A 24,156-nucleotide genomic window follows, 5' to 3' on the forward strand; every position below is an offset into this window, starting at 1 on the left:
ATAGTCAACTCCATCGAATGAGGCAGCTGCCACAAGCAGCCATGAAACGACCCCGACACAGACCTGCATTCGACACGAAATGAAGTTGAAACAAACCCGACGTAACCAACGCGTTGTCTGGCACCCGCCAGCCACCAAAGGAGAAAGAAATGTCTATCCTGTCGTCTCTTGGTCGCATCGCGACCGAATTCAGCGCGGCACGCGCCCGCTACCAGACCGAGCGCGCCATCCGTTCCTTGCCGATCGAACTGCAGAAGGATATCGGCTGGCCTGAGGCTTCCGACACCAAGACCGGTACTCGCAATGGCATCGGATCCTGGGCTGGAGCAAAGTAGATCGTGTGTACTATGTGCTGAAGGCCTGCCGCGCGAACCGCCCGGCAGGCCTTCTTTATTTTATTTGTATACAAATGAGTTTTGGAGCCATGTCGCCAACGCATGACGCATATGAGAAAGCCGCATAGCAGCTCCTGTTTTCACTTAATGCCTTGTAAATGATCGTAAATTTTGGGCACCTTGCCCAAATCTGTCGCAATCGATGTCGCATTTCATATCAAGCGGTTCGCTTTTGCGATTTAGTTTCTGCTTACACAAGCCTATATCAGCGCCAGCAAACGAGCTGCCCCACTCCATCAAGCGAAGGCGACCCGTCTGAGCAACCGAATGGAGATGATTATGAAGCTTTTTGCCCGCCTCTTTGCCCGCCGCGAAATGAACCTGACCACCGCTCTCGAGCGTCAGCGTCTTGCCAACACCATGCCCGGCCAGACTGGCGCCATGAATGCGGCGCGCCTCGGCTTCGTCGCCTGAAGATTTTCCAGGCAGCGCATCCCTGCCGCTGCTTTAAAACTGCAACGCCGCCTGGCTCCAGCCAGAGCGGCGTTTTTGTTCTGCGCACAGGCTGTACGCTGCCTGTCCCTTGAACAGTTCGTGCCACTTCCGGGCCCCGCTGCACGCCGATTGCCCATTTGCGACCCATGTCGCAAATTTAATCTTGTCGTAGCGGCGTAGCCGATTGACAGACATGGTTTTTCCTGATGTCGCTATGCTATTCGCGACATCCTGTTCGCGCCATGGCTGTGTGAGGTTCCCTTGAACGCCGTAAAGCATCCGATCAAGCGGTCGTTTGTATTCTTCCTTATTCCCGATTTCACCATGATCGCCTTTGCGACCGCGCTCGACCCACTGCGCTCGGCCAATCGCATGCTCGGCTACGAGGCCTATCGCTGGCGCCTCGCCAGCATCGACGGCAAGCCGGTGCGCGCCTCGAACGGAGTCGAGTGCGCGGTCAACACGTCGCTCGAGGATGAACGCAAGAAGATGGCAGGCCCCGATCGGCCGAACATGGCCATCGTCTGCAGCGGCATCAATGTCGAGCGCTACCAAAACAAGTCCGCCTTCGCCTGGCTGCGCGAGGAATACAATCGCGGCGTCGCCGTTGGCGGCCTGTGCACCGGCGCGCATATCCTCGCCGCCGCCGGCCTGTTGTCCAACAAGCGCTGTGCCATCCACTGGGAGAACCTGCCGGGCTTTTCCGAGGCGTTCCCGAAGGCCAATGTCTTTGCCGACCTCTTCGAGATCGACCAGAACATCTACACCTGCGCCGGTGGCACTGCCGCACTCGACATGATGCTGAAGCTGATCGGCGACGACTTTGACGAGAACCTCGTCAACCGCGTCTGCGAGCAGGTGCTGACCGACCGCGTGCGCAGCCCCACCGACCGCCAGCGCCTGCCGCTGCGCGCCCGCCTCGGCGTCCAGAACTCGAAAGTGCTGACCATCATCGAGTTGATGGAGGGCAATCTGTCGGAGCCGCTGTCACTGATCGAGATCGCCGATCATGTCGACCTGTCGCGCCGCCAGATCGAGCGGCTGTTCCGCACCGAGATGGGCCGCTCCCCCGCCCGCTATTATCTCGAAATCCGGCTCGACCGCGCTCGGCACCTGCTGATCCAGTCCTCGATGCCAGTGGTCGAGGTGGCGGTCGCCTGCGGCTTCGTCTCGGCCTCGCATTTCTCCAAATGCTACCGCGAACTCTACGCCCGCTCGCCGCAGCAGGAGCGCGTCGACCGCAAGCAGCTGCTGGCCGCCTGAGCAGAGGTGTCACGTGAGTACGAGAACGACTCGACCCGAAAGACTGGCCGACCGGCGCATCTTTCCTCTCGATGTCGAAAAATGGCTAGCGCTCAAGGCGGCTCTGGACGCCCCGAAACGTGATCTTCCTCGCCTCAAGCTGTTGAGCGAGCCAAGTATCTTTCCAGATGATCAGGCTGTGTCGGTCTGACTACGCCTGCGCCGTGCGCATCGCCTCGACCCGAATATCCTCGGTCAGCCGCGCTTTCAGCGCCGAGAATTCCGGGCTGGTCTTCAGCGTGTAATGGCGCGGATGCGGCAGGTCGATGGCGACATCCGACTTGATGCGGCCGGGCCGCGCCGTCATCACGATGACGCGCGAGGCCATGAAGATCGCCTCCTCGATGTCATGGGTGACGAACAGCACCGTCTTTTGGCGCCGTTCCCAGATGCCGAGCAGCAGTTCCTGCATCAGACCGCGCGTCTGGTTGTCGAGCGCGCCGAACGGCTCGTCCAGCAACAGGATCTCCGGATCGTTAGCCAGCGCCCGGGCGATCGCCGTGCGCTGCTGCATGCCGCCGGAGAGCTGCTTCGGCCAATGGTTCTCGAACCCTTTCAGGCCGACGAGATTGATGTAGGAAGCGACGACCCCGTCCCGCTCCTTTTCGGGCATTCCGCGTTCGCGCAAGCCGAAAGCGATGTTCTGCGCCACAGTCAGCCAGGGAAACAGCGTGTAGGACTGAAAGACCATGCCGCGATCCGGCCCCGGCCGGGTCACCGCCTTGCCGTCGAGCAGCACACGGCCCTCGCTCGATGCTTCCAGGCCCGCGACAATCCTGAGCAGTGTCGACTTCCCGCAGCCGGACGGCCCCAGAATAGTGATGAAGTCGTTGGCGGCGACCGCCAGGTCGATCGGCATCAGCGCCTTGACCGGCTGACCGCCGCGCACGCCGGCAAAGGTGCGCGAAACGCCCTCGATGAGAAGCTTGTTCACGCCAGGCTCCACGGAAAGAGCCAGCGGTTGAAGGCCTTGAAGGCGAAGTCGGACAACAGCCCGATCAGTCCGATGACGATGATGCCGAAGATGATCTGACCCGTCGCCAGCCGCGACTGACTGTTGATGATCATGTAGCCGATGCCGGATGACGAGCCGATCAGTTCCGCGACGATGACATAGGTCCAGGCCCAGCCGAGCACCAGCCGCAGCGTCTCGGCGATCTCCGGCGCATTGGCCGGCATGATCACCCGGTTGACGATGCCGCTGTTGGTGGAACCCAGCGTGTAGGCGGCCTCGACCAGATCGCGTCGTGTGCCGCCAACTTTGACCGCGATGATGAGGACGATCTGGAACACCGAGCCGACGAAGATGACCAGCAGTTTTTCCAGCTCGCCGATGCCGGCCCACAAGATGAGCAGTGGGATGAATGCCGACGCAGGCAAGTAGCGGGCGAAGGAGACAAAAGGCTCCAGAAACGCCTCCACCGGCTTCCAGGCGCCCATCGCGATGCCAAGCGGCACCGCGACGACCGAGGCAAGCAGGAAGCCGCCGAAGACGCGCCAGATGGTGATCAGAACGTCGAGCCAGAAACGGTCTTCGACCAAAAGCCGCCAGCCATCCCGCAGCATCGACAGCGGATCGGCGAGGAAGATGCGGTTGACGTGGCCGCCTAGCGTGATCCAAGCCCAGAAGGCCACGAAAAGCACGAAGAAGGAAATGCCGAGCACGGTTCGGATGCCCGGCGAGACGGGATGCAAGGGGCGCATCGTCAAATCGTCGCCATTTTCAAATGGTCCCCATGCTCAAATCGCGCTTTGTCCAAGAGAAGGCGGCAGCGCCAGGCGCCGCCGCTTGATGGTCAAAGGCCGAACGATCAGTTCGAAACCGCGCTGGTGTCAGCCAACGTGGTGACGTCGGGCGCTTCCTTGATCAGTCCCATCTGCAGCAGCAGTTCGCCGGCGGTCTTGGAAAAGTCCTGGAATTCCTTGGTGAAGAACTGTTTGTTCTCCGCCCGGTCGGCCCATTTCAGGTATTTCGCCGAATCCTCGAATTCCTTGGCCGACTGTTTCACGTCGGCACCCATGGTCTCGTAGGATTTCTGCGGATCGCTCTTGATCAGGTCGAGTGCATCAAAATAGCTGTCGGCCAGCGCCTTGGCGGCATCCGGATTGGTTTTCAGGAATTCGGGTGTGCAGCCCACCGTGTCGAGCACCATCGGGTAGTCGAGCGTCGTCGCCAGGATATGGCCCTGGTCCGACTTGTCGCGCACCGCCGAGATGAACGGCTCGTAGGTGACGGCGGCGTCGTTCTGCCCGGCGAGGAAAGCTTGCGCCGCCGCATCAGGCTCCAGATTGACGACGGTGACGTCCTTCGTCGATATGCCGTTCTTGTTCAGCACCCAGGCGAGCATGAAATAGGGCGACGTGCCCGGCGCCGATGACGCGACGTTCTTGCCCTTGAGATCGGCGACGGTCTTGATGTTGTTGCGGGCGACGATGCCGTCGGCGCCGTAGGATTTGTCGAGCTGGAAGATCTGCTTGGTGGTGACGCCGCTGGCGTTCCACACCAGCCAGGTCTCCACCGTGGTGGCCGCGCATTGCAGGTCGCCGCTGGCGATGGCGAGCGGCCGGCTCGCTTGCGGCACCTTTTTCAAGGTCACGTCGAGTCCGTGTTTCTCGAAGATGCCCGCCTGCTTCGCAAGCGTCAGCGGCGCGAAGCCTGTCCAGCCGCTGATGCCGATAGTGACCGAGGTGGCAGCCATCGCCGGTGCGGACAGGCCGGCGGCAAGTGTCAGAGTTGCGGTAAGAACGGCGATCCTGTTCATGTCGGTTCCCCTTTTGTTTTTGCTGGGGAATTGTCTCACAGACGCCAATCGGCTTGTCAATGAACAGCTTGGTGAGGCAACCGGCAGGCCCGGCTCTGCTGTCGGCCAATGGCTACCACCGCCAGAAATCCATCGTGGCTAATCCAAAATGGCCTCAATAATCGTCGCAGGTGCACTCCGCCGACGATATACGGTCATTCCAGTCGCTGCCGCCGAAATCGCGGATCCGGCGCCGGATCTCGATCGAGCGGCCACCCATCCGGGAGTCCTCATAGGCAATGAGTGCGCAACCCCGGCGCACAATCACCGACGACACACGGTCGTTCCAGAACTGGCCGCCGCGAAAGTTCACGGAATCGTCGGGGCCCATACCGATGGACCGACCGCGAAAATTCGCGTGCTCGAACATCATGCAGGCGGGCTCATCATTGTATTGGGCGCTGGCGGCGTCGGCAAAAAGCACGGACGCGACAGCAGTCAGGATGGCTAGACGTTTCATCTGATGTTTCCTCGGTTTTTGCCGCGGCCCCTCCGACTGGATAGCGCGGTCCGGCCAATTTGCCAATGCTTCGGTCGCCTAGCGGCTGTCAAACATCCAGCTGCGGTTGCGCCACATTTTCTCGCCGACCAGGCAGTCGGTGGCGGGCTTGTCCTGCGCCAATACCATCGGCGGATGCGTGGCTTCTTCTGCCGCCCATTGCGGCGAGGCCGGGCCGGCGAGTTCCAGCACCAGCTTGCGACGGATGGCTTCGGGAAACTGCGTCCAGTCATTGACTGGAATCATGAAGGCTCCGGGTCCGCCGATGACGCAGTCGCTGTAGTAGCGATCGAGATTGCTGACGTCGTAGGCGCCGGAAAAACCGCCTCGCGTCATCAGCGGCAGGCCGTTGATGACGATGCCTTGCTTGATCAGATCGTCGCGGGTCAGGTTGACCGGCGCGCCTTGATTGTTGGGGCCATCGCCCGAAATGTCGATGACCCGCTTCGTGCCCTGGTAGCCGCTTTCGGCGAACAGGTCATTGCCGAACTCCAGCGCTCCGGAGATCGAGGTGCGCCGCGCGCTGTTGGGCGGCTGAGCGGATAGTTGCGCAACCACCCGCTCGGCGTCGGTGCGGCTGGCGATCACCGTCCACGGCACGATGACGCGCTGCCAGTTGGTGCCGGCCCATTCGACATAGGTGACGGCGATCTTGCCATAAGCGCCATCGGCAATGGCCTGCAGCACATTGTCGTGCGTCAGTGCCGCGGCGTAGCCGTGACGCTGGATCTCGAGTTCGTCCGGAGACATCGACAGCGAGACATCGACGGCCAGCACCAGCTCGACATCGACGGGCTCGTCAGCTTGGGCCGCGGGCGTCAACCAGAGCGTCAGTGCGAACGCGGCGCAGCCTGAAAGGAAATGTCTTGCGCAGGCAAAAGCAGACATGCCGCGAAGGTAAGCGAAAACCGTCGGCTTAAAAAGAGAAAAGCCCGGCCGATGGCCAGGCTTTTGCCTTCATGCCCTTTGCGCCGGCTAGCAATCAGCTGCGCGGCTTCAAATTCTCCGGATCGTAGAGCGGCTTGTAGCCGACAGCCGCCACTTCGACCGGATATGTCTCACCGAAATACTCGATCGTGAGCTTGCGGCCTTCCTGGGCGTACGCCCACGGCAGATAGGCAAGACCGATATTCTTGCCGATGGTCGGGCCATAGGCCATCGAGGTGGTGAAGGACCGCCGGCCGAGTTCGTCGACCAGCGTCTCGCCGGTCTTCGGATCCATCACCGGCATGGTGCCGACGGGATAGCGGGCAACGCCTTTGGAATCGACATTCTCGGTCATCACCAGCGTGCACAGCATGGCCGGTTGGTGCTCGCGGGCGCGGTATTCGACGTGCTTCGCCTTGCCGCAGAAATCGTTCTCCTTGACCTTTGGACGAGCGAGATCCGCTTCGAGCAGATTGTACTCGGTCAGAAGGTCGGCGTTCTGCAGGCGCAGGCTCTTTTCCATGCGGCGCGTGTTGGCATAGGTCTCGACGCCGAAAGGCATCACGCCGGTCGAGCGCAGCGCGTCCCACACAGCGAGACCGTCCTCGTAGCGCATATGCAGTTCCCAGCCCTGCTCGCCGACATAGGAGATGCGGAAAGCGGTGACGTCCTTGCCGCCGATCCGGACCGGCTTGATCGCCGCGAATGGGAAGTTCTCAACAGAGAGCCCGTCCGGGTTTTCGACCACCTTCTGCAAGGTCGCCCGGGCGTTCGGCCCCCAGATGCCGATGGTCACATAGTTCTCGGTCACGTCGGTGATGGTGACGTCGAAACCTTTGTCCTGTGCCGTGCGGCGCATGTACTGGAAATCGCGCGGGCCAGCATCCGCGCCGTCGATCAAACGACAGCGGTCGGCCATGCGAATGACGGTAAAGTCGGCCCGCACCATGCCTTCCTCGTCGAGGAAGTGGGTGTAGATGCCCTTGCCGATGTTGTTGTCGCCGCCAATCTTGGCTGCGCACAACCATTCCAGCAGCGCGACATGGTCTGGACCTTCGATGTCGTACATGGCGAAATGCGACAGGTTGACGATGCCGCAATCCTCGCTCATGGCGAGATGTTCGGCATTGGAGACGCGCCAGAAATGGCGGTTGTCCCATTCGTTCTCACGCACCGGCACCCGGTTGCCGTATTTCTCCAGGAGATGCTCGTTGGCGGCATAGCCGTGGGCGCGCTCCCAGCCGCCGAGTTCCATGAAATAGCCGCCGAGTTCCTTCTCGCGTTCCCAGAACGGCGAGCGCCGGATATTGCGGGCCTTGGAGAACGGCTCGCGCGGATGCACCGCCGGATTGTAGACCTTCATCGCCGTCTCGGTGCAGCGGTCCCAGATGAACTGCTCCTTGGTCTGGTGCGGATAGAACCGTGCATAGTCGATGGCATGGTGATCGATTGCGGTGCGGCCGTCGGTCATCCAGTCGGCGATCAGCTTGCCCATGCCGGGACCATCCTTGACCCAGATGGCAACGGCATACCACAGACCCCGCACCTTCTGGCTTTCGCCCATCGACGGGCCGCCGTCCGCGGTTACCTGGAGAAGTCCATTGAACGAATGGCTCTCATTATAGCCGAGTTCGCCGAGGATCGGCGTCAGTTCCATGGCGCGTTCGAGCGGCGCCAGGATCTGTTCCATGTCGAGATCGCGTTGCGACGGCGAAAGCCGCGCCTGGTCCTTCTCCAGCAGGTCGCGCGGGTGGCAAAGGCGCGGATTGGTCTCTTCGTAATAACCCCATTCGATCTGCCCGCCCTCGGCGGTCTTGGGATCACCGGTGTCGCGCATATAGGCCGAGTTGCCCTGGTCGCGCAGCAGCGGCCAGCCGATCTCCTTGCCGGTGCCGGCGAACTCGTTGTAGGGGCCGAAGAAGGTCAGCGGATGGTCGATCGGCATGACCGGCAGGTCTTCGCCGACCATTTCCGCTATCAGCCGGCCCCAAATCCCGGCGCAGACGACGACATAGTCGGCCTCGATGGTGCCGCGGTCCGTTACCACGCCTGATATGCGGCCGTCCTTGACGACCAGCGACCGGGCCGATGTGTTGGCGAAGGATTTGAGCTTGCCCGACGCTTCCGCCTGGTCGACCAGCTTGCCGGCGACCGTCTGCGAACGCGGGATGACCAGACCGGCATCGGGATCCCAAAGACCACCTTGAACAATCGCTTCTTCGATGAGCGGAAATTTTTCCTTGATCTCGGCCGGCTCGATCAGGCGCGCGCGCGTGCCAAACGCCTTGGCCGAGGCGATCTTGCGCTTGATTTCTTCCATTCGGCTGTCGTCGCCGACACGCGCGACCTCGAGGCCGCCGATACGCGCGTAATGACCCATCTTCTCGTAGAAATCGATGGAGTAGAGCGTCGTCCAGCACGACAGGAAATCGTGGCTGGTGGTGTAGCAGAAGTCGGAGGCGTGCGCCGTCGAGCCGATATCGGTCGGGATACCTGATTTGTCGATGCCGACAATGTCATCCCAGCCGCGTTCGATCAGGTGATGGGCGATCGATGCGCCGACAATACCGCCCAGGCCGACGATGACGACCCTCGCCTTTTTCGGAAACTCTGCCATTGCCCGCGACTCCAAAGTGATAAAGCGGGCGGACTATAGGGCGGAGCGGCAGCACGATTGAAGCCTGTTTGCGACATTGGCAAAAAGCCGAGCGACCAGACGGCAGAATGCTTCACACCGGGCGCCTGGGGCGGTTCGCTTTCCGGTAGGCTAACTCAGGCGAAGGCCCAGATGTCCTCGGCCTGGAAACCGACCTGATAGCTACGCATCGAGATCAGCATTATTATAAAAGATCTTACTTATATACTTCGATGAAAGATAAATCTGTAAGTATATTAATTGTTGCAATCGTTATGAGATATGGCATACTAATAACTTAACGAATTAGAGCGCATGCTGGGCGGGAAAACGCGTGCTCAAAGGTCGATTTTCAATTGCGCTCCTCTTGGCTTTGGTCACCTGCGGGCACTCGCAATCCGCATCACTCGACACTGGAGACGAACGTTTTCTCTGGCTCACCTCTTCGTCGATCGATCGCGTTGCCGTGACATACTCGCAGGGAACGCTCTATGTCCCCTCAGATCTATTTCGGGAACGAAATCCGAAGGCAACCATGGATATCAAGCAAGTCGCGCTACGACTGAGCTATCCTGAACTGAAAGCTGGCCGCGGGCCAAACCCCCAGATCCGGGGGGAGGAGGATCTGCTGCCGCTTTCGGACGCACTCGGAGTGGCGGCCTCCGTTCCAGGCGGCCCACTAAAAATTCATATTCCGCAAAACCTCCTGCTTCCAATTATAAATGACCTCGATGCTGGTATTAAATTCGCCTCGTTTCGCGTAAAGGATAATGCTAAGGGGTATCTCTCTCACAATATCTACTATATTTCCGCGCCGGATCCTATGTACATTATGTGCACTGGATATTCTTCTGTATCATCGTGCATGATGAGCTTTGATAGGGCTGGATTGCGCTGGATGATCATGGCGCCTCGTAAATATCTTCGAGAGGACGTCTCTAGGTTTCACAAACGTCTTTCGGCGCTGATTGATTCATTTTCTGAAAAATAGGAGCGTATCATGCCAACTTCACAGCAGATAAACGATATTAACTCTGCATATGCGCTTACCATCTCGACGGGTGACGCGTCTCATTACTACGATGCGCTTTCCGCCGCTGGCATCTACTATGGAAGCATGGCACATGGTGTCGTGAACGCCGACTCGTTAATCGGAATTGTTGCTAACAACTATGCCAAGAACAAAATAGATGGCGATTTCGCGTCAGGACTCTTTGACCAACGTCGCGATGCGCTCATGCTGGAACTCGCTACGCGTGACTACGCTCTTCGGTCAACACAAACTGATTGGAACCTTACGGGGCGGCAAATTTCCGACTATCATGATGCAGCATACCAAACTGTTTTCCCCGAGCTCTCAGGCGCGGCGGAAGGGTGGACACCCTACTACGAGGTTCGAGCTCTCAACGACTATGATTTCTGGCTGGTCACGTCGAGTGCGGATCTGTCTCAGTATCTATCCTACTTTAGAATGAATATTCCGCTGACAGTCGGCGATGCTACGGCGAAAAACTATGCGCTCCAATGGTTCCAGGATATGGATCCATTTGTGTTTAATCTATCTCAGATGAAATTTATTATCGGGGACGATGTTCTCGCCAAAAGCTTGCTCCAGTGGGCCGCTACCCATACGGGATTCTTGGATAGCAAGCAGTCATATCTGTTCGAGCAAAAACCGTATGCCCCAGCTAACGACACCGATGCGTCTGGTTTCCTTGGCAGGTTCATTCATGGTCTCCTGATTGAGGAGGCGGTTTCAGGAACCTCAAATATCCTGCATGTCAGCACTGACTACAAGGAGATATCGTTCGACCGGAGCGATCTCCCCACAACTCCCCATGGGACTGAGTTCGATCACGTGATCAACCAGACCATCGGCACCGCAAACGAGTTGACTCTTGCAGGGTACAATTCCGAGTGGATGCAATCGGATTCCTACAAACTGTCGAACCCTTACTATTGGGGGCTCGACCCGCATAACATCGTCAATATCAACGGCGCCACCTTCATAGCCGGAAATGCGGCAACATCGGCGAACAAGGATGGAAATCTGGTTGTCCTGCAGGGTGACGTTACCAGCTTCACCTTGAACAGCACCTCTCAGTTTATTCTTGTTGGGAATGAAAAGGACAACGAGATAACCTTGGTCAATCCGGATCAGGGATTTGTCTTTTCTGGCGCTGGAAATGACCACATCATAGTCTCGGGTGTTGCAGACAACAGCTGGGGTATAATCCTGCCGGTCATGATTGATACGGGCAGCGGGAACGACACGATCGAGTTCCAGGATTCGAGTCACTTTTTTGTCGGCTATGTCATGACGCCCGATGGCGGGCATGACGTCGCTGTTGGAAATCTAGAGAAGTATTGGCCATCAGATCCCGCTTCAGACTATTCTGCTCCCTTGAATAATTTCCTATTGTCTGGATTAAGCCTCACCGATCTGGATCTAGAGAAGACATTGGTCGCGCAGCGTACAACAACGATACATGCAAGTGAGCAATGGTATGAGATAGACTATGTTACGAACTGGTGGGATGTAAAATATACCCTCAGCGGCAATGACGGAGCCACTTCAATCGAAATTGGTACATATTCATTTAGCTCCAACAAGGCCTACTACATCAGTACCGATGTGCTTTATGGAGACTACACGGTAGACTTTGGTATGTCTTCAGAATGGACAGGGTCGGCGCATGTTATTAACGGGTACTTCGGCAGATCGCAGGTTTTTAATTCATTCTCGTTGGCTTATTTGGACGAAAATGACAACGCGCACAGCGTGGCAATGAACACCGTGTTTGATATGGGATTCGACCCAGCATGGCTTGTTGCCGCTTGAAGTATGTCTTGGGTGAGTCACCTCGGTCTGGATCAGTGGCAGTAACAAGCAATATGCTTGAGCTATGCATAGGATTTTGTGCTGAAGTAGGTGGAACGAGATCTCCATGACCCGATCCCCCGAGAAGATAGGTTCTGGGGGATTTGAAAGGTCACTTGTTGCGGCGAACAAGGCGGTAATCCTCGCAACAGCGGTGATAAGCGGCGTCATAAACGTATTGGCGCTAACTGCCCCCTTGTTCATGTTGCAGGTTTATGACCGTGTGCTTGCCAGCCACAGCGTCCCAACACTGGTCGGCCTCGGGATGCTTGCGTTCGGCCTATATGCCTTTCAATGCGGCCTTGACATCATTCGTGCCCGCGTTCTTCTACGCGTCGGTGAGCGGTTCGATCACCAGCTTTCCGGGCGCGTTCACGACGCAGTCGTCCGCCTTCCACTCGAAACTCGCATGCCCAGCGACGGATTGCAGCCGCTGCGCGATCTCGACAATGTACGCAATTTTCTCTCCGGACCCGGTCCGACCGCGTTTTTCGATTTACCTTGGATGCCCTTTTATCTCGGCCTGTGTTTTCTACTTCATTTCTGGCTTGGTATGACAGCAATGGTCGGCGCGATCTTGTTGGTCTCGCTTACCGTTATTACCGATGCGTCTTCCCGCAACCCAACTCGAGAGGCACTCCGGCATAACACGGTGCGCAATGCCTTGCTGGACGCGTCCCGTCGCAATGCCGAAGCTATACGTGCGATGGGGCTTAGCAATCGCATGACCGCGCGCTGGCGCCTTGCAAATTCGGACTACCTTGCGGCAAATCGCAGGGCCAGCGATGTTGTTAGCGGCCTAGGGGGCGTTGCAAAAACACTTCGTTTGGTTCTCCAGTCCGCAATCCTGGCAGTGGGTGCATGGCTCGCTATCGAGCAGCAGGTCACACCGGGGGTGATGATTGCCAGTTCCATCATAATGGGCCGCGCACTAGCGCCCGTCGAATTGGCAATCGGAAGTTGGAAAGTGTTCCTGATGGCGAGACAGAGTTGGATCCGCCTCAGGGATTTGCTGCTGATGATGCCTGAAGAGACAACTGTCTTGGCCCTGCCCAAACCGCAATGCGAACTGCGTGCCGCAGGCATCACCGTCGTTCCCCCTGGTGAGACGAAGCCGACGGTCTTCGCAGCAAACTTCGTCATGCGCGCGGGGAGCGCGCTCGGCATTATTGGCCCTAGCGGTGCGGGGAAGTCGACGCTTGCCCGCGCTCTCGTTGGCGCCTGGACCCCGGCGAGCGGCAAAGTGCGTATTGACGACGCGTCACTCGACCAGTGGGATCAGGAGGCAATCGGTCGCCACATCGGCTACCTGCCACAGGGGGGCGAACTTTTCGATGGCACGATCGCAGAGAACATCGCCCGCTTCGAATCCGACGCGAAGCCGGAGACAATTGTATCAGCCGCGATGGCGGCTGGCGTTCATGAGCTTATCCTGCAGTTTGATAAAGGATATGAAGCCCGCATTGGAGAAGCCGGATCATCCCTTTCGGCAGGGCAACGCCAGCGGATCGGCCTTGCCAGGGCACTCTACGCCGATCCGTTCCTCGTCGTGCTCGATGAACCCAATGCGAATCTTGACGCCGATGGCGAAGCTGCTGTTGTGAAGGCAATCGCGGCCGTGAGGGAACGCAAGGGGATCGCAATAGTTATAGCGCATCGACCGAGCGCGCTAGCTGCAGTCGATTTCGTTCTCATGATGGAGGCCGGTCGGGTCAAAGCCTTCGGACCACGCGACGAAGTTCTTTCGAAAATATCAAAGGTCCCTTCTCCGAATCCTACCATGGCTGGATATCCGGGCTTTTCTGTATCGGCCAGGATGCTCGCGCCCTTCAAGATGGTCGCAGATCCGAACGAGTCAAAGCCGGAGGTCGCTGAAATCTTGATGGAGGGATCCGATGCCAAACGTTGAGGCCGAATTGGTTTCAAGATCTATCCGGCGGCACCTCTTCATTGGCGGCACTTCCTGCCTTTTCTTGGTGGGAGGCATAGGCGGGTGGGCGGCCGCAACCAATCTCTCTGGTGCAGTCGTGGCTTCCGGCACCTTTGTCGTCGATAGCTATGTCAAGAAAATCCAACATTTGACTGGAGGCGTTATCAGCGAGATTCTCATCAAGGAGGGGCAGAAGATTGCTGCCGGAGATGTACTTGTGCGCCTCGATGCAACGCAAGCGCGGGCAAACCTTGGAATCGTCACCAAGAGGCTGGACGAATTGACTGCACGGCTCGCTAGACTTGAGGCCGAGCGCGACGACGAAGACCAGATTGCGTTTCCAGGAACTTTACTTTCCCGGCTTGACAACACCGATATCGCCGCAGCCGTTCAGAGTGAGCGTCGACTGTTTGAGTTCAGGAAGGAAGACCGAGCGGGGAAGAAGTCCCAGTTGCGCGAAAGAATTAAGCAGTTCGCGCATGAGATCGATGGCCTGAAGTCTCGCGAAACAGCCTTTGATCGTGGGCTCTCTGTGCTTGATGCCGAGATCGCCTCGCTTCAAGTGCTCCGGGCAAAGGGCATTGTTTCTGTGTTGCGATTGAACGACCTGGAGCGAGAGGCGGCGACCCTCGGCGGTGATCGAGGCGAGGCGATGGCCGGCCAGGCTCAAGCAGCAGGCCGAATATCGGAAGCTAGACTGCAGATCCTGCAGATCGACTCCGACCTGAAAACTGAAGTGAGCGCCGAACTTCGTGAAGTGCAAGGTCAGATCGGAGAATATATCGAGCGAAAGATCGCGGCCGAGGATCAACTCAAGCGAATCGACATCATCGCTCCACAGGCTGGCATCGTGCACCAACTGGCATTTCACACTGTCGGCGGCGTCATTTCGCCAGGGGATGTGATTATGTCGATCGTTCCCGATAGCGGCGGGCTCGCGCTGGATGCCCAGATCGCACCGCGCGACATCGACCAGATTGAGCTTGGGCAGAAGGCAGTGCTACGCCTCTCGGCATTCAATCAGCGTACCACGCCGGAACTCAATGGGACGGTTGTCCGTATTGCAGCTGACCTGACGACTAACGAGCGCTCAGGATCTTCCTACTATCAGGTGCGCTTCGTGGTAGCGCCCGAAGAACTGGCGCGGCTAGACGGACTCATTGTTCTTCCGGGAATGCCCGTTGAGGCCTTTATCAAGACCCACGAACGGTCTGCGTTTTCATATTTCGTGAAGCCGCTTTCCGATCAGATCAGTCGTGCGTTCAGAGAGGACTAGGCCACGTCTTTGTAGCAATGGAGGGGGTCGTCTGCTCTATCTTCCTTCACACGAAGGCCCAGATGTCCTCGGCCTGGAAACCGACCTGATAGCCTGATGTCTTCAGCTTGACCACGACCTGGCCGATCTCGGCGGCCGGCAGCGCGCCGACCTCGACCTTGATCATGCCGGGACGGTAGCGCTTGAGGTCGAGTTGTTCGAAGACGATCCAGTCGGCGCCCTCGCAATCGACGAGGAAGGCGTCGATATGGGTGATGCCGTTGCGGTCGAGCAGCGTCAGCAAGGTCTCGGATGGCACCTCGATGTCCCTGAGATGCGGCGCGAACTTGTTGAAGTTGGCGTCGGCCTCGCCCCAGGCATTCTTGCCCGACATCAGATTGGTGTCGGTGACCGACGAACAGCCGATGAATTCGATGGGCAGCGTGCCGGCCTCGAGCGCGGCGGCATCGAAAGTGTGGACGGTGATCGTGCCCTTTGTCTTCGTCACCGCCACCGGCTCGATGATGAAGCGGCTGATGTCGGGGTAGTTGGCGCGCAGCCGTTTCTGATTGTAGGGGATCGGCTCGACCAGCATCGCGCGTGCACCGGGAATCCTGTGCAGCCACGGCGTCACATCGTCGAAGAGCGCGCCGTCGCAGGCGCCGACATTGACCATCTGGAACGGCCGCCCCGCCCCACCAAACCGCGCCTTCAGCGCTGCCTTGGCCAGGAATTTCGTGCCGCGCAGCGACGGCCCGCGATCGAGAACGCCACTGGGAAGACCGAGCGACAGGGCAACGCGCGCCAGGCTGGATAGCGAACTCATGACTTGTCTCCGGGAATGATTTGCATGGCAGCGCGATTCTGGCCGCGAGCCACGGCCGCCCACAACGCCATGAACGGCGTCGCCAGCAGCAGGAATGGCGGGATCAGATGCGGGAAATAGATGCGCGTGTCGTGGATCGGGAAGACGGTGAACTTCGCCAGCGCGCCGAGCACCAGTGCCGCGAACAGGATGCCGGCGCGGCGGTCGAGGCGGAAGCCGGCGCGGTCGGCAGCAAACCAGCCGGCCAGTGCCAGCACCGACACGCCGACCCAGCTGTTCAGGCTGACGGCACGCAGCAGCGAGGTGGCAAATGCCCTGAGATAGGCAACGATGGAGAATGGCGGCTCGAACCCGTCCATATTGTAATGCTGCTCGATGCTGGAGAACCACAGATGCGGCCACCAGCCGGGATGATGCGCCCAGTGCGAGATGGCGAAATAGGCAACGAAGGAAGCGGCAAAGCCGGCCAGCGCGCCCCATGCCCTCTGCCGGAACGCAACCAGCAGCACAGCAAAAACAGCAAGGAAAACAATGTTGTCCGGGCGCACCATGAAGGCGAGGAAGAGCAGGATCGCCGTCGCCACCTCGCGGCCGCGGACATAGGCATAAAGCCCGCCCAGCAACAGCGCCGATGTGAGCAGATCCGGCGTTGAGGCGCGCGCCGCATCGCCGAAATCGGCCATGATCAGCACCGCGCCGACCACCGGCGCCAAGGCCAGTGCCCCCTCGGAGCGCAGCCACATCAGGGCGATCGCGCCGAACAGCAGCACGGAGAACACTGAGACCAGGCGCATCGCCTCGACCGGCGACATCACCGCGCTCATCGTCGACAGGATCTCGGCATAGAGGAACTTGATCCGGTACATGCCGAGCAATGAATGGAAGTCGGCGGCATTCTCCGCCATGTGGCTGCGGAAGCCGCCGCCATCGTCGGTCAGCGCCTTGTAGTCACCGGCCGACACGCCCGATTTGACAGTGTTGTAGGCATAGTCATGCAGCGCCTGTGCATCGGGATAGGTGCCTTCCTCCGCTATGGCGAGATAGGGCAGCATGTCCCAATTGGCGTCGGGCATCACCCACGCGGTGAACGCTGAAAAAAGAATGTAGAGCGCGAAGGCCGCGGCGCCGATCGGTGCCGCCAGCCGCGCATAAGTCCCCACGCCCCACGCCAGACCGGCCCCGGTGAGCCGGTCGAGTGGGTTCTGTGGAGCGGGCGACTTGGTCAGCATGTCTACTCAGCGAGTTTCGGTTTAACGGACCTGGCTTTTGACGAAATCCTTCACGATCGACACGATGCCGCGCGACAGCAGACTGTCGAAAGCATCGACGAAACGATCGACATGCTCACGCTGGCAGATCAGCGGCGGCTCCAGCCGGATGACGTTGCGGTTGTACTCGGTGAAGGCGACCAGCACGTCGTAATCGCGCAGCAGCAGCGCGCCGACGAAGCCCGACAGCGAGCCCTTCAGCTTGTCGTCGAGCACGCTGACGATCGGCCGCAGCACCATCGGCAAGGTCTGCGAGAAGTCGTGGAACTCCAGGCCGACCATAAAACCCTTGCCGCGCACATCCTTGATGATCTTCGGGTACTTTTCCCTGAGCGCCTGCAGGCGCTGCAGCAAATAGTCGCCGGTGACGGCGGCATTGTCGATCAGCCCCTCGTCGTAGAGCACGTTGAGCCCCTCGATCGCGGTGACGCAGGCCTCGCCCATGCCGCCGAAGGTCGCCATGGCATGGATCATCGCCGTTTTCGGCGTGCCATAGGCCTTCATGTAGACCTCGCGCCGCGCGATCATGGCTCCCACCGCCGCCTTGCCGGCGCCGAGCGACTTGGCCAGCGCGGTCACATCGGGAATGACGCCGTAATGCTCGAAGGCGTAGAAGCGGCCCGAACGGCCGTAGCCGCACTGCACTTCGTCGGCGACCCACAGCACGCCGTACTGGTCGCACAGCGCGCGCAGCTTCTGCCAATATTCGGCCGGCGCCTGGATGATGCCGCCACCGCCCTGGATGGTCTCGAGCACGATGACCCCGACCTCCGGATCGGAGCGGAACAGGCGCTCGACCGCCTCGATGTCGGCGAACGGGATGCGGACCGTGTTTTCCGCCACCTTGAAGTCGGCGCGGTAAAGCTGGCCGTCTGTGATGCCCAGCACGCCCTTGGTCTTGCCGTGGAAGGAATTCTCGGCATAGACGATCTTCGGCCGCTTCGGACCGGCCGCGCGCTCGGCGAGCTTCACCGCCGCTTCCATCGCTTCCGAGCCGGACGAACCCAAAAATACCATGTCGAGATCGCCGGGCGAGCATTTGGCGATGTTGTGCGCAAGCGCTGCCGCATATTGCGACATGAAGGCGATGGCGATTTCCTGGCGCTTCTCCTCCTGGAATTTCTTGCGTGCTTCCAGGATGCGCGGATGGTTGTGGCCAAAGGCCAGCGAACCGAAGCCGCCGAAGAAGTCGAGGATCTTGCGGCCGTTCTGGTCGATGTAGAACATGCCTTCGGCGCGCTCGATCTTGATCTTGTGGAAGCCGAGCAGTTTCATGAAGTGCAGTTGGCCGGGGTTGAGATGCGCCTTGAACAGGTCGGTCATTGCCGCGACGTCCATCGCCTTGGCCTGCTCGACGCTGATCAGGTTGGGCTTGGCGATGGTGGCGGGCGACAGCGCCGGCGCACTGACCATGGTGCGCGCATTCGTCTGTTCGGGCTTGGCCATGACGGTCATTTCAATCTCCTGTCTGCACGCACGACCGCAATCGTGCGCAACGAAAGCTGTTTTGCGAGCCGCTATTCGGCGGGCACATGTGTGGTGGCGACCGCGAGACCGGCTTTCTTGGCGCGGTACTCGCTATAGGCGGCGATCAGCATGTCCTCGTCGCGATATTGCGGCGCCCAGCCGAGCTGACGCCCGGCCTTGGACACGTCGAGCACGCATTCCTCGTCGGCGATCAGATACTGTTCTGGGTCCATGATCGGCATGTTCATCAGGTCGAGCAGGTCCAGCGTGCGCTTGACCGCCCAACCCGGTGTCGGGATCAGGATCGATTTCGAGCCGGCATGCCTGATCAGATCGCCGAGCAGCTTCTTGACGGGCGGTGGATTGAGCGAACCCAGATTATAGGCCTCGTTTGGCACGCCGGCCTTCCAGGCCGCGCGGGCGGCCTCGGCGCAGTCGAACACCGAGATGAACTGATAAGGGTTCCTGCCCGAACCGATCATCGGCACCGGAAAATTCCAGTCGATCAGCTTGAACAGTTTTTCGAGAATGCCGAGCCGGCCGGGACCGATGATCAGACGCGGGCGAAACAGCGAGATCGACATGCCGCGCTTGCGCCACTCGGCCGCCAGCTCCTCGGTCTTCTGCTTCGACCAGCCATATTCGCCCAGCGGCGCCACCGGGTGCTCCTCGGTCATAGGCTGCGTGACCGTGTGGCCGTAGATCATGTCGGTCGTGTAGTGGACGAGTTTTGACGCACCGGCTCCGTCCATGGCCTGCATGATGTGCTCGGTGCCATGGAAATTTACAGGGAAGAAGAAGTCATGCCGCTTGGCGCGCACCTGGATCGGCGACAGCATCTTGGCCGACAAATTGTAGACCATGTCGTCGGCCTTCAGCCCAATCGCGGCGACCGAGGCCGGATCGGTGACGTCGCATTGGATAAAGCGGACGCTGCGGTAATGCGGCAGGTCGCTCTTGACGATGTCGGCGACGACAACCTCTTCACCATCGGCCACAAGCTTCGGGGCAAGATGGCGGCCGACGAAACCGTCACCGCCGAAAATCATATGTCTCATCGAAGGATCTCGTTTGCTTGGATCTTGTCGGGCGTGATGGAAGCGGCCTGGTCCTCATGCCCTTGCCCACCCAAATCCCGGCCACTTTGCGCGATCAGCACCGTGCCGACGCAGATGAAGGCGATGCCGGCGATCCGCCAGCCATTGAGGTCCTCGCGGAAGACGAAATAAGCGAAGATGGCGACGGCAACATAGGCGAGGCTGAGGAACGGATAAGCGAAGGAGAGCTCGACCTTGGACAGCACATAGAGGTGCGAGGCCATCGAGATGACGAAGGTACACAGGCCAAGGAACACCCAGGGGCTGAAGACGATCTGCAGCAGCTTGACGAGCGGATTGACGCCCTCGAACGAGATCGGTCCGAGCGACATCATGCCTTGCTTCAGCATCAGCTGCGCGGCGGCATTGGTCATGACTGTAAAGAGAATGAAGACGATGTATTTCATGAGTTCCAAGCCACCCCTTCACACTTCCTACTACAAACCCGCAAACATTTGGTGAAGTCCCAACCTTGTTTTGAGTGAATCGCGCTATCAACCATCTGTTAACCAATAATTATTCGGATTTTATCTATTCGGCAGCCTCGACCGAGCCTCGCCGCGTATCCAATCTCTTCGCGGTGCGCGCCCAGAAGTCGGACATGAAGGCGTGGTCGCGGAGCGCTTCCAGCCGCTGCCATTCGGGAAAGGACGAAGCGAAGATTTCGGCCCCCATGCGGGCGTCCTTGTACGGATTGACCGCGCCGCCGGCCTCGACCGTGATGCGGTCGAGCTCCCGCAGCAGTGTCAGCGTCGCGGCGCCCCTGTTGGGGAAATCCAGTGTCAGCGTGTAGCCGGGACGCGGAAACGACAGCAGCGCCGGCGAGCGGATGGAGCCGAAGCGTTTCAGCACCGTGAGGAACGAGCCCTGCCCGGCTTGCCTTGCAGCCGCCAGCAATGCCGGCACGGCCTCGCGCGCCGTCTGTTCCGGCACCACGCTCTGGTGCTGGAACAGCCCTTTCGGCCCATAAAGCCGGTTCCAATCGCGCACGCCGTCGAGCGGGAAGAAGAAGCCCTGGTAGCCGGCCTGGCGCGGCACCGTTGCCCGGCTCTTCCTCCACCTGTAGGCAGCGTTGAAGGCGGTCAGGAACGGCCGGTTGAGCACGTTGAACGGCGGCTGGACCGGCACCGAGAAATTGCCGTCGGCGCGCGAAGCGGCATGCGAGCCGTGCTCGGCGTGATTGCCAGTGAGCAGCAGGCCGCGACCGCTGTTGCGACCGCCGGCAAGCTGGTCGATCCAGGCGACCGCATATTCGTTGGCCTGATCGGCCGCCGCGGCCAGGTCGAAGAATTCGCAGAGGTCACGAAACGGCGTCGCCCTTTCGACGATGTCGAGGGAATGCACCCGCATCAGCCGGATCGAGGCCGACAGAATGAGGCCGGTCAGCCCCATGCCGCCGATCGTCGCCGCAAACAGCCGCGCATTGTCTGTCGCCGAGCAGCGATGGGTCCTTCCATCGGACCTGAGCAGCGTGAAGCTCTCGACATGGCAGCCGAAGGTGCCGCGCCGGTGATGGTTCTTGCCATGCACGTCATTGACGATAGCCCCGCCGAGCGTGACGAATTGCGTGCCTGGCACAACGGCGGGGAAGAAGCCGTAGGGGGCAGCGTGGGCGATGATGTCGGACAACAGCACGCCGGCATCCGCCTTGAGAACACCGGTTTCGGCGTTGAAGGCGTGGATCCGGTTCAGCGATCGCATATCGACGACCGCTCCGGCCCCGTTCTGGCAGGAATCGCCGTAGGAGCGGCCATTGCCATAGGCAAGCAGCGACGCCGGCTTGGCCTGACCGCCCTTCAGCAGCGCGATCGCCTCGTCGGCACCGATGGCGCGCGGCGCCGGCGGCGTGGCAAGGCCAAAGCTTGGGAAACGTCCGGCGGCCATGCCTACCAGCCCCCGATGACCAGCATCACCGCACCGATCAGCACCACGATCTGGCTGCGCCAGTCGCGGATGATGAAGACGACCGGATCGTCATGCATCTCGTTGCGGCGCGCCAGGATCCAGACGCGCATGGTAAGATAGAGCACGATCGGCGCCAGCGGCCAGATCAGCCATGGATGCGGATAGAGTTCCCGCACCGCGACACTGTCCATGTAGAGCGCCAGCACCAGCGCCGAGGAGAAGGCCGAGGCCATGCCGGCCTGGGCGACGATCTCCTGGTCTTCGGTGCGATAGCCGCGACCGGCAATGCGCTCGCCGGGCGGAATGGCGGTGGTGCGCAGTTCGACGAAGCGCTTCACCAGCGCCAGCGACAGGAAGAAGAAGATGGAGAAGGCCAGCAGCCAAAACGAGACGTCGACGCCGGTCGCCGCCGCACCGGCCAGGACGCGGATCGTGTAGAGGCCGGCGAGCGTCAGCACATCGACCAGCAGCATGCGTTTGAACGACAGCGAATAGGCGGTGGTGACGACCATGTAGCCGCCGAGCACAGCCATGAATTCGGGCGACAGGAACAGCCCGGTGCCGATGCCGATCGCCAGAAGCACCGCGATCGCCCCAAGTCCGAACGGGATCGACAGCGCGCCGCTGGCGAACGGCCTGTTGCGCTTGGTGAGGTGTTTGCGGTCGAGCGCGAGGTCGAAGAAATCATTGAGGATGTAGATGGCCGATGCCACCGCGCTGAACGAGACGAATGCCAGCAGGCATTCCCAGATCATGTCGGTGTTGAAATATTCATGCGAGAGCACCATCGGCACTGCGATCAGCGAATTCTTCAGCCACTGATGCACGCGCAGCATCTTGACGATGGTCCGCAAAGTCGGCTTCGGCGCCGGCACCGTCTCGGCGCCATGTGCCGCCTGCCAGCGCGCGGCATGGCGGTCGGGCGCGACGACGATCGCGTTGCGTGCGGCATCGAAGACCTGGAGGTCATGGCGGCTGTTGCCGGCGTAGTCGAAACCGCCATCGCCATAGGCTGCGATCAGCGAGGCGCGCTTCCTGCCCGAGGTGAGATTGGCGAGACCATCGGTGGCCAGCACCTGGTCGAAAATGCCGAGATGGGCCGCGATGGCGTCGGCGAACTTGCGCGGCGTACCGGTCGCCAGCACGATCTTGCGGCCCTCGGCGTGCTCGGTCCGGAGGCGGCAAAGCAGCACCTCGCGATAGGGCAGCGATGCCGGATCGATGTCGATGCGCTGCGCGATCGCCTGCTTCAGCCGCGCCGGCCCGCCGGCGATCCAGAACGGTACGAGGAAGATATAGAGCGGGTTCTTCTTGAGAAGGATGAACAGCCCTTCCCACAACAGGTCGGTTGCGATCAGCGTGCCGTCGAGATCGACCGCAAGCGGTATTGCGTTCCTGTCCGATCGCGCATCCATGTCCGTCCTGCCCTGCCCGCGTAGAGTTGCGCGCCGCTTTTCGGCGTCTTGAGCCTGGTATAGCGGGCGATGGCGTAGCGAACGTTAAAACGCACGGTTGCAGACGGCTGCCATGGCGGTATTTCCGGTGTCATTGTTAAACAACCGCTACCGGAAACGATAAAAGGCCGGGCAAATGCCCGGCCTCTACAATCGTGACGCCAAGATTACTTGATGCGGGCGACACCGCCCGAGATCTCGACGGTTTCCGAACCGGTCAGGGCTTCGAGATCGCCATTGGGCAAGGTGACGAAGCAGCCGTTCGGGCAGAACTCAACCGTTTCGCCACCGGCCAGCGCAAGGTCGGTCTTGCTGCCGCCCTCCGTTACGACCAGCGTGCGGGTCTCGGCGTCCTTGTTGACCGCGCTCGCGGCATGGACCGAGCCGATGGCAGCGACCAGGGCGACTGCAGCGACGAGAGACTTCCACATGGTGCAATATCGGTGTTCCCACCGCCTCTGTTGCATTTGGCAAGGCATTTTCGCCTTTGCATGGAGCTTATATGAGATGGAAGCTGAACCGCAACTGAATGCCCCATTCATGCCGCAATTGATTCCGGGCAGGATTGAGGTCGACGGAGTCCGAGCCTAGTCCGGGTCCGGCTTCTTGGTTTTGCGAGACTTGACCAGTCGCTTCTTCTCCGCTTCGGCTTCGGCCCTTATCTGCTCCTGTTCGGCGAAGTCGGCCTCGATCTTGTCGTCGTCCGTCGGCCAGGCCTTGGGCTTGTGGGCCTCGACCACGGCGCGCGGCGTCGAGGGGATCTCGATGTGTTCGCTGCTGAATTTTTCGAGGACGGCAAAACGGATGTCGTTCTGCGCGATGTTGCCGTTCATCACGTCGGCCAGGAACACGCGGATTTCGAATTCCAGGGCGGCGGGGCCGAAATTGGAAAACAGCACGAAGGGTTCGGGGTTCTTCAGCACCATCGGGTGGCTGCGGGCGATCTCCAGCAGGACGGCATGAACCTGCTTGACGTCGCTGCCATACGCGACGCCGACCTTGATGTCGACGCGGCCGAGCTTGTTGCGGTGCGTCCAGTTGCCGACGGCGTTGTTGATCAGGTTCGAATTGGGCAGGAT

Annotated in this window: 21 protein-coding genes and 1 pseudogene; 7 read left to right on the plus strand and 15 right to left on the minus strand. The window is 60.0% G+C overall.

Features of this window, described 5'->3' with window-relative positions:
• The first annotated feature begins 149 nt into the window (after window positions 1-149).
• The 3 genes from EN990_RS28740 to EN990_RS28755 all read left to right on the plus strand — a co-directional run bounded on the left by EN990_RS28740 (window position 150) and on the right by EN990_RS28755 (window position 2,093).
• On the plus strand, window positions 150-335 hold the full coding sequence (locus tag EN990_RS28740; RefSeq protein WP_013531162.1) for a hypothetical protein: 186 nt from the start codon (window positions 150-152) through the stop codon (window positions 333-335).
• 339 nt (window positions 336-674) lie between these two features.
• On the plus strand, window positions 675-809 hold the full coding sequence (locus tag EN990_RS36750) for a hypothetical protein (protein WP_013531161.1): 135 nt from the start codon (window positions 675-677) through the stop codon (window positions 807-809).
• 345 nt (window positions 810-1,154) lie between these two features.
• A complete protein-coding gene (locus EN990_RS28755; RefSeq protein WP_348625597.1) occupies window positions 1,155-2,093 on the plus strand; it encodes a GlxA family transcriptional regulator in 939 nt (312 codons plus the stop codon).
• A 190-nt stretch (window positions 2,094-2,283) separates the two neighbouring features.
• Here EN990_RS28755 and EN990_RS28760 read toward each other — a convergent pair whose 3' ends face one another.
• The 6 genes from EN990_RS28760 to EN990_RS28785 form a co-directional block, all read right to left on the minus strand.
• The gene (locus tag EN990_RS28760; protein ID WP_127368376.1) at window positions 2,284-3,066 is read right to left on the minus strand and encodes an ABC transporter ATP-binding protein; all 783 of its coding nucleotides are present in this window, start codon (window positions 3,064-3,066) and stop codon (window positions 2,284-2,286) included.
• Window positions 3,063-3,836, minus strand: a complete 774-nt coding sequence (locus EN990_RS28765; RefSeq protein ID WP_013531157.1) for an ABC transporter permease — start codon at window positions 3,834-3,836, stop codon at window positions 3,063-3,065. Before EN990_RS28765 ends, EN990_RS28760 begins: the two co-directional genes overlap by 4 nt.
• Before the next feature lie 107 nt (window positions 3,837-3,943).
• Window positions 3,944-4,894 (minus strand): ABC transporter substrate-binding protein, encoded by a 951-nt coding sequence (locus tag EN990_RS28770; protein WP_013531156.1) that lies wholly within the window; start codon window positions 4,892-4,894, stop codon window positions 3,944-3,946.
• 154 nt (window positions 4,895-5,048) lie between these two features.
• Window positions 5,049-5,393, minus strand: coding sequence for a peptidase inhibitor family I36 protein (locus EN990_RS28775; protein ID WP_013531155.1), 345 nt, complete (start codon window positions 5,391-5,393; stop codon window positions 5,049-5,051).
• Window positions 5,394-5,471: 78 nt separating this feature from the next.
• Window positions 5,472-6,320, minus strand: coding sequence for a DUF1194 domain-containing protein (locus tag EN990_RS28780; protein ID WP_024501321.1), 849 nt, complete (start codon window positions 6,318-6,320; stop codon window positions 5,472-5,474).
• Window positions 6,321-6,414: 94 nt separating this feature from the next.
• Window positions 6,415-8,976 (minus strand): FAD-dependent oxidoreductase, encoded by a 2,562-nt coding sequence (locus EN990_RS28785; protein ID WP_013531153.1) that lies wholly within the window; start codon window positions 8,974-8,976, stop codon window positions 6,415-6,417.
• 553 nt (window positions 8,977-9,529) lie between these two features.
• Between EN990_RS28785 and EN990_RS28790 the strand changes: the two genes are divergently transcribed.
• The 4 genes from EN990_RS28790 (at window position 9,530) to EN990_RS28805 (ending at window position 15,081) form a co-directional block, all read left to right on the plus strand.
• Entirely contained in the window at window positions 9,530-9,985 is a 456-nt protein-coding gene (locus tag EN990_RS28790) for a hypothetical protein (RefSeq protein WP_127224123.1), read from the plus strand.
• Window positions 9,986-9,994: 9 nt separating this feature from the next.
• The gene (locus tag EN990_RS28795; RefSeq protein WP_127368378.1) at window positions 9,995-11,836 is read left to right on the plus strand and encodes a hypothetical protein; all 1,842 of its coding nucleotides are present in this window, start codon (window positions 9,995-9,997) and stop codon (window positions 11,834-11,836) included.
• A gap of 106 nt (window positions 11,837-11,942) precedes the next feature.
• Complete coding sequence (locus EN990_RS28800; RefSeq protein WP_063168212.1) at window positions 11,943-13,784, plus strand: type I secretion system permease/ATPase; 1,842 nt, start codon at window positions 11,943-11,945, stop codon at window positions 13,782-13,784.
• Complete coding sequence (locus EN990_RS28805) at window positions 13,771-15,081, plus strand: HlyD family type I secretion periplasmic adaptor subunit (protein ID WP_063168213.1); 1,311 nt, start codon at window positions 13,771-13,773, stop codon at window positions 15,079-15,081. Before EN990_RS28800 ends, EN990_RS28805 begins: the two co-directional genes overlap by 14 nt.
• 46 nt (window positions 15,082-15,127) lie before the next feature.
• On the opposite strand, the gene EN990_RS28810 is transcribed toward EN990_RS28805, so the two are convergent.
• The 9 genes and pseudogenes from EN990_RS28810 to EN990_RS28850 form a co-directional block, all read right to left on the minus strand.
• Window positions 15,128-15,886, minus strand: a complete 759-nt coding sequence (locus EN990_RS28810) for an FkbM family methyltransferase (RefSeq protein WP_063168214.1) — start codon at window positions 15,884-15,886, stop codon at window positions 15,128-15,130.
• The gene (locus EN990_RS28815; RefSeq protein ID WP_063168215.1) at window positions 15,883-17,115 is read right to left on the minus strand and encodes a glycosyltransferase 87 family protein; all 1,233 of its coding nucleotides are present in this window, start codon (window positions 17,113-17,115) and stop codon (window positions 15,883-15,885) included. Before EN990_RS28815 ends, EN990_RS28810 begins: the two co-directional genes overlap by 4 nt.
• A 21-nt stretch (window positions 17,116-17,136) precedes the next feature.
• Entirely contained in the window at window positions 17,137-18,567 is a 1,431-nt protein-coding gene (locus tag EN990_RS28820; RefSeq protein WP_206519208.1) for an aspartate aminotransferase family protein, read from the minus strand.
• A 104-nt stretch (window positions 18,568-18,671) separates the two neighbouring features.
• Window positions 18,672-19,679 carry an NAD(P)-dependent oxidoreductase gene (locus EN990_RS28825; protein WP_027160518.1) on the minus strand — a complete coding sequence of 336 codons (1,008 nt, stop codon included), beginning with the start codon at window positions 19,677-19,679 and terminating at the stop codon, window positions 18,672-18,674.
• Window positions 19,676-20,125, minus strand: a complete 450-nt coding sequence (locus EN990_RS28830) for an EamA family transporter (RefSeq protein WP_127369135.1) — start codon at window positions 20,123-20,125, stop codon at window positions 19,676-19,678. Before EN990_RS28830 ends, EN990_RS28825 begins: the two co-directional genes overlap by 4 nt.
• Before the next feature lie 124 nt (window positions 20,126-20,249).
• Window positions 20,250-21,602 carry an FAD-binding oxidoreductase gene (locus EN990_RS28835; RefSeq protein WP_127384763.1) on the minus strand — a complete coding sequence of 451 codons (1,353 nt, stop codon included), beginning with the start codon at window positions 21,600-21,602 and terminating at the stop codon, window positions 20,250-20,252.
• A gap of 2 nt (window positions 21,603-21,604) precedes the next feature.
• On the minus strand, window positions 21,605-23,038 hold the full coding sequence (locus EN990_RS28840) for a UbiA family prenyltransferase (protein WP_013531146.1): 1,434 nt from the start codon (window positions 23,036-23,038) through the stop codon (window positions 21,605-21,607).
• Between the two features lie 206 nt (window positions 23,039-23,244).
• Window positions 23,245-23,508 (minus strand): hypothetical protein, encoded by a 264-nt coding sequence (locus EN990_RS28845; protein WP_023812335.1) that lies wholly within the window; start codon window positions 23,506-23,508, stop codon window positions 23,245-23,247.
• Between the two features lie 156 nt (window positions 23,509-23,664).
• Window positions 23,665-24,156: pseudogene (locus EN990_RS28850) on the minus strand (mechanosensitive ion channel domain-containing protein); the annotation flags it as partial.

Origin of the sequence: Mesorhizobium sp. M7A.F.Ca.US.005.03.1.1, from assembly GCF_003997975.1 — a bacterium.
GTDB classification, from domain to species: domain Bacteria; phylum Pseudomonadota; class Alphaproteobacteria; order Rhizobiales; family Rhizobiaceae; genus Mesorhizobium; species Mesorhizobium ciceri.

Coding starts and splice junctions, on each gene's coding strand:
- EN990_RS28830 (WP_127369135.1), bottom strand. CDS start 20,125: ATGAAATACATCGTCTTCATTCTCTTTACAGTCATGACCAATGCCGCC.
- EN990_RS28775 (WP_013531155.1), bottom strand. CDS start 5,393: ATGAAACGTCTAGCCATCCTGACTGCTGTCGCGTCCGTGCTTTTTGCC.
- EN990_RS28795 (WP_127368378.1), top strand. CDS start 9,995: ATGCCAACTTCACAGCAGATAAACGATATTAACTCTGCATATGCGCTT.
- EN990_RS28835 (WP_127384763.1), bottom strand. CDS start 21,602: ATGGCCGCCGGACGTTTCCCAAGCTTTGGCCTTGCCACGCCGCCGGCG.
- EN990_RS28810 (WP_063168214.1), bottom strand. CDS start 15,886: ATGAGTTCGCTATCCAGCCTGGCGCGCGTTGCCCTGTCGCTCGGTCTT.
- EN990_RS28805 (WP_063168213.1), top strand. CDS start 13,771: ATGCCAAACGTTGAGGCCGAATTGGTTTCAAGATCTATCCGGCGGCAC.
- EN990_RS28740 (WP_013531162.1), top strand. CDS start 150: ATGTCTATCCTGTCGTCTCTTGGTCGCATCGCGACCGAATTCAGCGCG.
- EN990_RS28800 (WP_063168212.1), top strand. CDS start 11,943: ATGACCCGATCCCCCGAGAAGATAGGTTCTGGGGGATTTGAAAGGTCA.
- EN990_RS28765 (WP_013531157.1), bottom strand. CDS start 3,836: ATGCGCCCCTTGCATCCCGTCTCGCCGGGCATCCGAACCGTGCTCGGC.
- EN990_RS28770 (WP_013531156.1), bottom strand. CDS start 4,894: ATGAACAGGATCGCCGTTCTTACCGCAACTCTGACACTTGCCGCCGGC.
- EN990_RS28845 (WP_023812335.1), bottom strand. CDS start 23,508: ATGTGGAAGTCTCTCGTCGCTGCAGTCGCCCTGGTCGCTGCCATCGGC.
- EN990_RS36750 (WP_013531161.1), top strand. CDS start 675: ATGAAGCTTTTTGCCCGCCTCTTTGCCCGCCGCGAAATGAACCTGACC.
- EN990_RS28815 (WP_063168215.1), bottom strand. CDS start 17,115: ATGCTGACCAAGTCGCCCGCTCCACAGAACCCACTCGACCGGCTCACC.
- EN990_RS28820 (WP_206519208.1), bottom strand. CDS start 18,567: ATGGTCAGTGCGCCGGCGCTGTCGCCCGCCACCATCGCCAAGCCCAAC.
- EN990_RS28840 (WP_013531146.1), bottom strand. CDS start 23,038: ATGGATGCGCGATCGGACAGGAACGCAATACCGCTTGCGGTCGATCTC.
- EN990_RS28780 (WP_024501321.1), bottom strand. CDS start 6,320: ATGTCTGCTTTTGCCTGCGCAAGACATTTCCTTTCAGGCTGCGCCGCG.
- EN990_RS28790 (WP_127224123.1), top strand. CDS start 9,530: ATGGATATCAAGCAAGTCGCGCTACGACTGAGCTATCCTGAACTGAAA.
- EN990_RS28785 (WP_013531153.1), bottom strand. CDS start 8,976: ATGGCAGAGTTTCCGAAAAAGGCGAGGGTCGTCATCGTCGGCCTGGGC.
- EN990_RS28825 (WP_027160518.1), bottom strand. CDS start 19,679: ATGAGACATATGATTTTCGGCGGTGACGGTTTCGTCGGCCGCCATCTT.
- EN990_RS28755 (WP_348625597.1), top strand. CDS start 1,155: ATGATCGCCTTTGCGACCGCGCTCGACCCACTGCGCTCGGCCAATCGC.